The organism is Thalassomonas actiniarum (assembly GCF_000948975.2).
Lineage (GTDB): Bacteria > Pseudomonadota > Gammaproteobacteria > Enterobacterales > Alteromonadaceae > Thalassomonas > Thalassomonas actiniarum.
In genome coordinates, this window is the sequence record NZ_CP059735.1 from 6472855 (window position 1) to 6484629 (window position 11775).

The 11775-nt window shown below is 49.0% G+C and carries 9 protein-coding genes; 4 read left to right on the plus strand and 5 right to left on the minus strand.

The annotated features are described in order from the left end of the window. Position 1 precedes the first annotated feature (1 nt). The 3 genes from SG35_RS28185 to SG35_RS28195 are packed head-to-tail and all read right to left on the minus strand — an operon-like array spanning position 2 to position 4944. A complete protein-coding gene (locus SG35_RS28185) occupies positions 2-3046 on the minus strand; it encodes an efflux RND transporter permease subunit (RefSeq protein ID WP_044834407.1) in 3045 nt (1014 codons plus the stop codon). A gap of 17 nt (positions 3047-3063) precedes the next feature. After that, positions 3064-4173: an efflux RND transporter periplasmic adaptor subunit gene (locus SG35_RS28190; RefSeq protein ID WP_044834408.1), complete on the minus strand. Its 1110-nt coding sequence runs from the start codon at positions 4171-4173 to the stop codon at positions 3064-3066. Positions 4174-4221: 48 nt separating this feature from the next. Next, positions 4222-4944 (minus strand): TetR/AcrR family transcriptional regulator, encoded by a 723-nt coding sequence (locus tag SG35_RS28195; protein WP_044834409.1) that lies wholly within the window; start codon positions 4942-4944, stop codon positions 4222-4224. Positions 4945-5154: 210 nt separating this feature from the next. Here SG35_RS28195 and SG35_RS28200 point away from each other — a divergent pair, with 210 nt between their 5' ends. Continuing rightward, complete coding sequence (locus SG35_RS28200; protein WP_084692879.1) at positions 5155-5883, plus strand: protein-L-isoaspartate(D-aspartate) O-methyltransferase; 729 nt, start codon at positions 5155-5157, stop codon at positions 5881-5883. A gap of 117 nt (positions 5884-6000) precedes the next feature. Beyond that, positions 6001-6690: a pyrimidine 5'-nucleotidase gene (gene yjjG, locus SG35_RS28205; RefSeq protein ID WP_044834410.1), complete on the plus strand. Its 690-nt coding sequence runs from the start codon at positions 6001-6003 to the stop codon at positions 6688-6690. Between the two features lie 37 nt (positions 6691-6727). On the opposite strand, the gene SG35_RS28210 is transcribed toward yjjG, so the two are convergent. Continuing rightward, entirely contained in the window at positions 6728-8251 is a 1524-nt protein-coding gene (locus tag SG35_RS28210; protein ID WP_044834411.1) for a peptide MFS transporter, read from the minus strand. A gap of 187 nt (positions 8252-8438) precedes the next feature. Here SG35_RS28210 and SG35_RS28215 point away from each other — a divergent pair, with 187 nt between their 5' ends. After that, positions 8439-10142, plus strand: coding sequence for a tetratricopeptide repeat protein (locus tag SG35_RS28215; protein ID WP_044834412.1), 1704 nt, complete (start codon positions 8439-8441; stop codon positions 10140-10142). A 78-nt stretch (positions 10143-10220) separates the two neighbouring features. Here the strand turns inward: SG35_RS28215 and SG35_RS28220 are convergent, their stop codons facing one another. After that, positions 10221-10772 (minus strand): zf-TFIIB domain-containing protein, encoded by a 552-nt coding sequence (locus SG35_RS28220; RefSeq protein ID WP_236702646.1) that lies wholly within the window; start codon positions 10770-10772, stop codon positions 10221-10223. A 317-nt stretch (positions 10773-11089) separates the two neighbouring features. Here SG35_RS28220 and SG35_RS28225 point away from each other — a divergent pair, with 317 nt between their 5' ends. After that, a complete protein-coding gene (locus SG35_RS28225; protein WP_044834413.1) occupies positions 11090-11728 on the plus strand; it encodes an OB-fold-containig protein in 639 nt (212 codons plus the stop codon). Positions 11729-11775: the final 47 nt, after the last annotated feature.

The window sequence follows — 11775 nt, forward strand, 5'->3', positions numbered from 1 at the left end:
GCTAGGCTGCGATATCCGGCGTTAACGCCACGGCTTCCACCGGAGTGTTATCACGCTTTTTCGCCAGCCATAAATAAAATGCCGGTAGCACGAATAAGGTAAATATCGTGCCTATCAACATACCCGCCACCAAAATAATGCCGATACTGTTACGGGCTTCGGCGCCTGCACCGCTCACCAATACCAGCGGGAAGTGCCCGAGGACTGTGGCCGCCGTGGTCATCAGGATAGGGCGCAAGCGGGTGGTGGCCGCTTCGGTTACCGCCGCCAGTTTATCCATGCCCTGCTCCTGCATATGGTTGGCAAATTCGACGATCAGGATACCGTTTTTCGCAATCAGGCCGATCAAAGTGATCAAACCTATCTGGGAATAGATATTGATAGTGGTCAGCTCAAGATAAGGCAATAACAAGGCGCCGGATAAGGCCAGCGGCACGCAGCCGAGCAACACCACCAGGGGATCGCGGAAACTGTTAAACTGCACCGCCAACACCAGGTAGACAATCAGCAAAGATACCGCCAGTACCGCCAGCAAGGTATTGCCTTCTTTTCTTAGCTGACGCGATTCGCCGGCATAATCCAGGCTATAGGAAGGCGGTAAGATTTCTGCTGCCGCCGCTTCCAGGGTCGACAGCGCCTCTTCCTTGGTGGTGCCGGGCAAGACACCGCCATAAATCCGGAACGATTTTTGTTGCCCGAAAGTGCCTAATTTTCTCGGCCCGGTCAGCCATTTCAGCTCGGCAATGGCAGATACCGGGATCAGCTCACCGCCGGGTAATTTCAAGGTCAGGTTCAAGATACTCTCAGGCTTGCTGCGCACCTCATCGCCGACAATGGGGATCACCCGGTACGCCTTACCGTTGGCATCAAAGCGGTTGACATAATTACTGGAGAGCAAGATACCCAGCTGATCGCTTACGGTCGAAATATTCATGCCGAGATCGGCTATTTTTTCCCGGTTCAGTTTTAATTCGATTTGCGGCAAATCTATTTTCAGATCGGTATCGGCAAAAAGAAATTTACCGCTCTGGAAGGCGGCGCCCACCAGCTCAATTTCAAACTGGCCGGCGGTCGGCAAAGAGCCCGGCAATATCGGCAATAAATCTAAACCGGCAATACCGGATAAGCGACCGTAAACCTCCGGCAGTTTTTGCTGCGGGCTGAAATCCCGCTCATCACTGGGCACCAGCTCCAGTCCGCCAAAACCACCGGAATTCTGTACGATTTGCCACATATGGGTACCGCCTTCCACCTCAAGCAGATCTGAGACCACCTGCTGCATTTCGCCGACATTATAGCTCAGGGAAGACTCAGGCGGCGCCTGTACCACGACATTGATACTGCTTTGATCTTCAATCGGCGCCAGCTCTTTCGCCGAAAACAGGTAAAACGGGATCACCATCAGGGAAACCACCAGGGCCACCAGGAAAATCTGTCCCTGCCAGTGGAATGCCCGGGCCAGTATGGCGGCGTATTTCACCTGCACCCGTTCAAAAATACCGTTAACCTTGGCGGTTAACCAGCCTTCTTCCCCACCTTTGGGAGAGACATAAGCACTCATGATCGGCGACAGCGTCACCGCTACCACCCCGGAAATGATCACCGCAATTGCCAGGGTAAAGGCAAATTCCTTAAACAAGACCCCGGTTAAACCGGATAAAAAGCCTATCGGGGCATAAACAGCGGCCAATGTCAGGGTCATGGCAATAATAGGCACCAGCAACTGGCGGGAGCTGAGCAGGGCCGCCCGGGTCCGTGACATGCCCTGGCGCATAAAGCGGGCAACATTTTCCACCACCACGATGGCATCATCCACCACTAAACCGACGGATAATACTATGGCCAGTACGGTTAACAGGTTTAATGAAAAGCCCATCGCCGACATCGCCGCTACCGCCCCTAAAATAGAAATAGGAATAGTGACCAAAGGCACCAGGGCGCTTCTGAACGAGCCCATCAGCATCAGTACCACCAGACCCACCAGCACCACGGTTTCGGTCAGGGTGGAAAAGATTTCTTTTAAGGCATCACGCATATACAAGGTGCCGTCATAGGCAAAGTCAATCATCATACCCGACGGCAAAGAGGCATTAACTTCATCCAGCACCTGGTACAAACGATCGCCGATAGCAATTTCATTGGCGCCGGGCAGGGGCCATACGGAAATATACACGGTATCTTCTTTATCCAGACGGGCGGTAACGCTGGCTTCTTCCGCCCCTAATTCCACTTTGGCCACGTCTTTAAGATAAACCACCGCATTATCGATTTTTTTCACCACCAGGCGCTCAAATTCACTGACTTTCGACAGCTGACTGTTGGCGATGATATCAATGCGCTGGCGGTTGTTTTCACTGTAACCTAAGGTGGCAATGGTATTATTGGCCGCCAGGGCGTTATAGACTTCTTCGGCGCTGAGGTTAAACACCGACAGGCGCTCGGCATCGAGCCACACCCGCATCGCCGGGGTCCTGCCCCCTTCGATACCCACTCTTTGCACCCCTTCGATACCGTTGATAATAGGGTTTACCTGGCGGGTAAGATAATCCGTCAGCTCAGAGCGGCTGATATCTTTGGCATGGACATTCAGATAGAAAACCGCAAACGGCCGGTCGGTACGGCTCACCGACACCACGGGATCTTCCGCTCCCGGCGGCAACTCGAAACGTATCTGGCTTAATCTTGCATTCAGCTCAGCCAGGGCATGGGTGCTGTTTTCATTGAGTTTCAACCAGGCGGTCACGGTACTGTGGCCTGAGTTAGTGACGGAGTCGACATATTCCACCCCGGGTACGCTGGCGGCAACCCTTTCTATCGGCTCACTGACAAAGCCCTGCACCACACTGGCAGAAGCACCGGTATAGTTAGTGCTGATCACCAGGGAAGAGCTTTCTATTTTAGGAAACTGCAATACCGGGATCTTAGTCACCGCCCACAGGCCCGCCAGACAAATAATAATTGACAACACCAGAGCGACCACGGGACGGTGGACAAAAATATCCATAACCGAGGTTTTTTCCTGCCCCGGCTGATTAACTTGCAACATAAAGTATCTCCCGGGGCTTATGAAGCGGTATCGGCGGCGTTGGTTTCAGCATTTTCATCTGTGATGAAAACCTTAAGGCCGGGCCTGAGTTTAAATGCTCCCTTAGTGGCGATAAGGGTATCCGGTGCCAGGCCGTCTGTTACCATGACCTGATCGCCGCGGCGATCCCCCAGCACCACTTTCTGGCGCTTGGCCCGGTAGCTGTTATTGCCTTCATCCTCTAGCACAAAAACATATTCCCCCAGGTGATCCCGGGTAATGGCAAGGTCAGAAACCGCCACCAGCTCACGGGCCTTTGCCACCGGGGCTGCAACAGTCACTAAAGTATTAGGCTTTAAAAAACCCCTAGCTTTGGCAAATTGTGCCCGGTACTTCAGTTGCCTTGAACTGCTGGACAGTTGGGGATCGACAGCAACAATTTCCGCCTGAAAAACCTGGCTGTTATCGGCTATGGTGCTGATTTCAACTTGGGTGCCCAGGACTAATTCGCCATAAGTCTGGGGCAAGCTAAAGTCGACCCAGGTATAGTCATAAACTCCGATCAATTTAGTGATCGTGGTGTTGCTGTCAAGATATTGCCCCACTTCCAGGTTATGAATACCGACATGGGCGGTAAAAGGGGCACTAATTTGTTTCTTACGAATATTGGCCTGCAATACCGCTAATTCAGATTGCGCGATCTCAACATCAGCCCTGGCCTGATCCACCAGTTCATCACTGATTTCATTATTTTTTTGCAGTCTCAGGTAACGTTTGTAGGTGTGGCGGTTTAATTCCAGGCGCGCTTTTACCCCGATCACCCGGGCGCTTTCTTCGCTGTGATCCAGCTCCAACAACAAATCACCGGCCTCTACCCGGCTGCCGGAGACCAGGTTAAGCTTGCTGATTTTACCCGCCAGTTCATTATTTAGCTCCAGCTGCTTATAAGCCTGTACTTCCCCGCTGACCTTAGTGCTTGCCTGATAACTTACTGTTTGAACAAGCTCGGCAAGCACAGTTGCCGACGGTTCCGGCATGCCTTGTCCCTGTTGTGCCCGGGCCGTGTTCAGCGACTCTTTATAACCAAATATACCTGCCGCGCCGAGCAGCAAGATAACCAGGGTAATAACCCAGCGACCAATATTCATATTTCTTCTACCTCGGATAAAAACTTAAAATTTCTTAGCTAAAACTTGTTACCTGAAGCGAATGTCTTCAAGCAAACGGCAGGCCTTTTCTATTCCCTGCTGCGTCAAGGGTTGCTGCCACTCATAGGCATTTAATATTCTTTTCAGGCCGCGAATATGGGGGGCATCCGGTGCTATCGCCACAATCGCCCCGCCGGCAGCGGCATTATCACCCTGCAATAAACTCTGGTGCTGGCGTACCAGCTGGAAATAGCCCGCAGTTAACGACCACAGCAGCAAACCGATTTCCTCTACCGCTTCCATGCCGCTGATAAACTCACCGCTTTGGGCGGCATTCGAAAAAAGCAGATCAAACTCCTGTTCGATTTTTTTGCTGTTGTTTCTCATGCGATCAAGCCACATGGGGGAGCCCCGCTTTAATAACGCCGCACTGCTCACCAGGTTATCCAGCTGGCCTTCAAAACTGTAGGTTTGTACCTTGCTGCGGTCGATAAGATTAGTAGCAATGATCTTTTCCGGTATTGTCAGCGGCAAGGTCAACACTGTGTGGTACATGGCCGCTTCATTGGCATACATATTGGCTGCCAGGGCAACCAGCACATCTTCTTTACTTTGTACATGTTTATAGATCGAGCCCATGGACAGTCCGGCACCCTTGGCAATGGCAGACATAGTAAAATCAAGTAGCGAGCTGTTTTCAATGCTTTTTTCTGCTGCATCCAGGATCCTTTTTTCTTGTTCCTGCATGCTGAATTTAGGGGCGGGCGCCATATTTACACCTATAGTGAACTACATTCGAACATTATTCGAATGGAATTATAAATGCAGTTAGCACTTAGGGTCAAGCGCATACCGGTACAAAAAACAAACAGCATTGAGGCAGGGCATTTTTTCACCTAAACAGCTAACAGCGGGCTTTTTAAAACCTATAATAAAGACAAAGCTTGCGTTAAAGCCGTCTTTCATATGTTTAGCTTTCCCATGAAAGTGAATATTTTACTTATCGGAGTACTGATCATCGCAACCCCGGCTGACACCAGCGATCTCTATCGAGTAGACAGGCAACAAATGGTAGACACCATTATTTATGAAGTTGCCGAAACCGCCAGCTATACCGGCAGGGAGGTGTTAGCTGCCAAAGTGATACGGGCTTTGCTTACCGTGCCCAGACACGAATTCGTGCCTTTTCTGATGCGCCAGCAGGCTTATATCAACAGTCCGCTGCCGATAGGTCATAACCAGACGATTTCCCAACCTTATATCGTCGCCATCATGACAGAGCTGATCGACCCGCAGCCGGAGCACAAGGTATTGGAAATAGGCACCGGCTCGGGCTACCAGGCGGCGATATTATCCCGCCTGGTTAACCAGGTTTATACCATAGAGATCATTGCCGAACTGGCAATAGCCGCGAAAAAGACCCTGGCACGGCTGGAATATAATAACGTTTATGTACGTGCTGGAGACGGTTATCTCGGCTGGCCGGAGCAGGCGCCGTTCGACAGCATAATCGTCACTGCCGGCGGCGAAATCCCGGAGCAGTTACTAATGCAGTTAAAACCCGGCGGCACTATGATCATTCCCGTAGGCGGTTTCTATGAAACCCAGTATCTGACCCTGATCACCAAAGATGATGAAGGAAAAATCTTCAAACGCAAAATCCTGCCGGTACGCTTTGTGCCTTTAATCAACAGCCGGCAACAGGATTAATTGCCCCTTCCTACCTGGAAATATTTACTTTTTTGCTATCCGCAGCAGGTTGATCCCTGCTAATATGCCCTCCCGCCAGGTTTCCCCGTTATCCAGATAAAGCGAGCCGTAACTAAGATGAAATACCAATGGATACTCTTTGACGCCGATGAAACCCTGTTTCATTTCGATGCCTACCAGGGCCTAAAACTGATGTTTTCCCGTTTTGATATTGATTTTTCCCGGGATGACTTTCACCATTATCAAACCGTCAATAAGCCGCTATGGGATGATTACCAGGACGGGAAGAAAACCGCCCATCAGGTGCAAAACATCCGCTTCCAGGGCTGGGCGGAAAAACTCGATGTCAGCACGCAAACCCTCAACAGCGAATTTCTTAATGCCATGGCGGATATCTGCTCCCTGCTGCCCGGCGCCCGGGAATTAATCCAGGCGCTGGAAGGTAGAGTCAACATGGGTATCATCACCAATGGTTTTACCGAACTGCAAAGCATCCGTCTGGAGCGCACCGGGCTAAAAGATACTTTTTATCCGTTAATCATCTCCGAACAGGTAGGTACGGCCAAACCGGATGTCGCCATTTTTGAACATGCCTTCGAGCTGATGGATAACCCGGTAAAAGAGCAAGTACTTATGGTAGGGGATAACCCTCATTCCGATATTCTCGGCGGCCTTAATGCCGGGATCGACACCTGCTGGCTTAACCGCCATAACCAGAATAAACCCGAGGGCATAGACCCCCATTATCAGGTGGCTTCCCTGACAGAACTGCAGCAACTATTAACGCAGGATTTAACCCGGGGTTAAACTCAGGCTGCAGCTTATCCTTAACCTTGGGGCTTTATTATTTTACCCCGTGCATTAATTTGTTAATGAGCGGGGCAAGGATAAAGAGCAATAACCCGCCGCCGGTCAGCAGCCAAAAGCTGAAATCAAAGCCGCTGATGGCAGAAGCCACCGTCATACCGGTTTCGCCGCTGATACTGCCGGCTAAAATGCCGGAGAAATTATTGCCGATGGCGGTGCTTAAAAACCAGCCGCCAAAAGCCAGGCCCGCCATGGAAGCCGGCACCAGCTTGCTGACCATAGACAAACCGATCGGCGATAAACATAATTCTCCCACCGTATGCAGCACATAACAGGCCGCCAGCGGCCATAACGGAATAAGCCGATTAACATCCAGCAGATTTTCCAGAGCAAACACCAACACCAAGAAACCGGCTCCCGTCCCCAGCAGACCCAAAGCAAACTTCTGCGGAATATTAGGTTCCAGGTTGCGTCTGGACATTTTCAGCCAGATCAGGGAAAGCAAAGGCGCCAGCAGCAAAATAGCCACGGCATTTACCGACTGGAACCAGGCAAGCTTAAATTCAAAGCCGCCGCCCAGGCTCCTGTCCACCAGGTTTTGCGCCAAAAAAGTAAAAGAGCTGCCCGCCTGCTCAAAAAACATAAAAAAGATAACATTAAAACCGCACATGATCAGGCAGGCCAACACCCGGTCCAGGGCAACTTTTCCTTCCTTTTTCGCGCCTTTAATCAGCATGGCCGCCAGACCAACGAATAAGATAAATAAGATCCAGGCCAGCACCTGGGCACCGGCATAAGCCATCAGCAGGTACACAGGTACTATCGAAAGGGCAGCCCCGGTGATCACATAAACTAAGTTTTTACTGCGCCGGGGGCTTTTTGCTATCGCTCCCGTGCCTTTTAGCTGACGTCGCCCCAGATAAAACCAGCAATAACTGATCACCATACCGATACCGGCGGCGGCAAACACTACTTTATAATTATCCATCATAGGGGTATCGGTTAAAGTGCTGGCCAGGTACTGGGTCACGATCGGCGAGATCATGGCTCCGGCATTGATGCCCATATAAAAAATACTGAATCCCCGGTCACGGCGCGGATCTCCCTGTTGATAAATCTTGCCCACCAGGTTGGAGATATTCGGCTTAAACAGCCCGTTACCGATAATAACCGTAGCCAGCCCGAGCATAAAAAAGGTCTGATCCGGCAACATCAGCAGGAATAAACCGGCCGCCATAATCAAGGCCCCGGTTAAAATAGCATGTTGCGAGCCAATTATTTTATCGGCGACATAACCGCCAAAAATAGCGCTGCCGTACACCAGGGCCAGGTAGGCGCCATAAGTATTCGAAGCAAAAGTTTGTCCGCTGGCATCGCCGTTAAAAAATTGCGCGACGATATAAAGGGTCAAAGCCCAGCGAATACCATAAAAGGCAAAACGCTCCCAAAATTCCGCCATAAATAACATCCACAAAGGTTTGGGATGTCCCCATAAATCATCATATTGGCAGCTTTGCTTAGCAAGCTCCGCCTCTTGTCCGGTTGCATCTAGTGTTGTCATCGTTTTTCCTTGATACGGCTACTATTTAGCTGTTATTAAGCATAAATCTTTAGGAAACACTGACTTGAAGAGAAGGTGAAAGGAGATAAAAACTTGGGTGAAGCTTTGGTGAAGGCCGGATGCAAGGCTTGATGTTTGGTGAAAAAGCAGTAATTATGAGCTTTCCGAGGCTAAAGGATTAAAAAGTATGGGGGAGAAAAAAACCAGGGTAACCCGCTATCTGTTCGAGGATCTGATCCTGGACATCCAGCAAGGCAGGCTATTAAGAAATGACGAAGAAATTTACCTGCCCAAACTTAGCTACGATCTATTAGTCTCCCTGGTGGAATCGTCCCCGGCTTTATTAAGCCAACAAGAGTTAATGGAAAAAGTCTGGCCCGACCGGGTCATTGGCGATGAAACCTTAAAGCAAAGAGTAAAACTGTTACGCAAATCCCTCGGGGATGATGCCGGCAACCCCAGATATATCGAAGCCATCCGCGGACGAGGATACCGGTTGCGTCCCAAGGTAAAATGCGAATGTGTGATCAACCAGGCCCCGGCGGCCATTGTGGATTTGGCCGCCAACGATCATTTTCCCAATATCACCTACCAGCAACTGACCGGCATCTGGCGTAGAATATCCCGGTTAGGGCTTACCCTTATAATTGGCCTGAGCCTGGTGACGGTTTTATATTCCCAGCTATATTCGAATCAGCAAGCAGATCCCGTTCAGCTTACTGCCAAGAAAACCAATCATTCCCCTCAGGTATTAACGGCAAAAGAAATAGCCAATGACTATTACCTCAAAGGAAAAGCATACTATCAGCGCTACCGTAAAATCGATAACAGCATCGCCATAGAGTTTTTCCACAAAGCCCTGGCCAAAGACCCTACGTTTTCCTTGGCTTATGCCGGCTTAAGCCAGGCACACAGCCAACAACTGTTCCAATTTAACGGCGAGGAAAGTGATAAGATAAAAGCCATAGACAATGCCTACCAGGCCATCACCTTCGACAATAATTCAGCGGATGCCTACAAGGCGCTCGGTGTCGCTTATTATGTTTCCGGCTGGCTATCTAAAAGCATTAATGCCCATTTAAAAGCCTTGTCACTGGCCCCGGACAATTTAGAAACCCTGTCAAATTTAGGCTTTATTTATAGCGAACAGGGCAAACTGGCACAAGCCGTCAACTGGCATAAAAAAGCGCTGGCAATCAATCCCGGCCATGTGGTCACTATGGTGCATGCGGGCCAAACCTTAGGCCAGCTAGGCCACGAACAATTGGCAAAAACCTGGTTTAACAAAGCGATAGACCTGCAGCCAGATTACCTGCTGGCCAGCTATCACTTAGGACAGGCACAACTGAGCACTAAGCAATATCAAGAGGCAATAACAACCTACCAGGACGCACTAGAGCGTTATCAGGACCATGCATTATTATCCGAAGGCCTTGCGGACAGTTATTTTTATAACGGCCAGACAGAATTAGCCCATAAAACCTATCAGGAGATAATAGTTAAACAGGAAAACAAAGTGTTGCCCCGGGTGCATTTGATGTTTTTACTGACAGCCGCAAAATTGCCAACAAAAGAAATCACCGCCTTAACGGCCAGCCTGAAAAACAGCCTTTATGAAGGCTCGGATAAAGCCAGTCTAAGTTATGATTTAGCCCTGATCTACGCCAGGCAAAAGCAGGAGCAACAAGCTATCCGCTACCTGGTACAAGCACTAGAGCAAGGTTTAACCCAAGTCAGTAAAGTTGAAAATCATCCACTGTTTCAGCCGCTGAAAGTATCTGACAGCTTTAACCGTGTGCTCACCCGGATGAAGCAAAAGCAAGGCAGGGAAAACCAACTTAGTAGTGAGCTGGCATTTTTTAAAGCTGAAGAAGTGATCCCACTCGGTTAAGCGACTTTGAAGTTCGCCCAGGAGAGCCGATATTTTTAAACAAGCTCACCGGGGCGTAAAGAACCTTTGATGAAAGGTTTATTTTTCCGCGGAATAGGGATCTTCCGCTAACAGATATGCACGTAAATCAGCTTTATTAGGTTGTTTTTCTAACCAAGTTCTTAATTCTTTAACTTTTTCATAAGTTTCCTGGCCAAACTTATCCAGATAAATTTCATAAAAGTTATCTTTGGTACTGATAGTACGTATGTTTTTTTGCCAATGACTGGTTAACACTGCGTTTAATGAGCCCGCCAAACCTTCTTCTTTCAGCAGTTCCCATTCACCGCTGTCTAACCAAACCCCACCAACCCCGGCACTATAATCGATACGATAGGTATTACTGGCGGTAAGGCGAAATTTTCTCATGATTGTGCCGGTTACCGGGCATAAAATAGCCTTTTTAGTATCTTCCACTTCATAATTAACATTATCATCAAAGGTAAATTCCGGATTACGCTCTTTCCAGGCGACATAATCTTCGATGAGTATCCAGTTACCCTGGCAATTAGAACAGGTGTGCGCCCTGAACAGCCCGTCAATAAAACTGGGAACTAACTCCCCCGCATTACAACTTGTGCATTTCATCATTTGAGTATCCTTTGGGTATTTTTACGACCTGAACGCCATAATCTATTTCATACGGTTAATAGTATGTTAAAATTGCAAGCAACAGCTATAATAACATGCCTAATATCCTGTTATCTTACCCTAAACAGAGAAAGAATCGCATCTTAATTTAGCTAAGCATTCCGAAATGAAGCGCGGTAATCCGCCGTAATGTTCAAACAAGAACATGGTTGACATAATGTCGGCCGCAGTCATTGATGACGGTTCATTCGAAACCCGTATAAGCAATAAAAACAAGTATCATCAAGCAATAGCAATAACCTATTTAAGGATAAAATATGCAGCAAGTCTTTACCGTTGCCAGCCAGTTTCCTACTGTTATCTACACTGTATTATTAGCCGTAGTTGTCATTTACTGGCTGGTGGGCATGCTCGGACTGATCGACTTAGATTTCTCCGGCGATGTCGATGTTGATATCGACGCAGATGTCGATGCTGATGCCAGCGTTGGCGGCTTAACCGGTTTACTGCTGACCTTTGGCTTAACCGGGGTGCCTTTTACCCTGGTGATCAGCATTATTATCCTGGTGTGCTGGCTGATCAGTTTTTACCTGCAATTTTATCTGCTGACCTGGCTGCCAGACGGCTGGCTTTATTACCTGGCGGCGACAGCGGCAAGTTTTGTGGTATTTTTAGTGTCATTACCCGTGACCGCGATTTTGATCCGCCCGTTAAAAGGCATGTTCAACAGCGTGGAAACCGCCAGCAGCAACAACCTGGTGGGTAAAGACGCCACTATCGCCACAGGCTCGGTCACTGAAACCTTCGGCCAGGCAAAAGTTTTTAACGACGGCGCAGAAATTTTACTTGATGTCCGTTGTGATCCCCAGCACCGGCTAAGCATGGGGGATAAGGTCCTGCTGATCGAATATCAGCAGGACAGCCATACCTATATAGTCGCACCGTTTTCAGGCTAACTTGCGATAGTTAACACTTTTATACCCGTTTAAACACAAGATTAAAA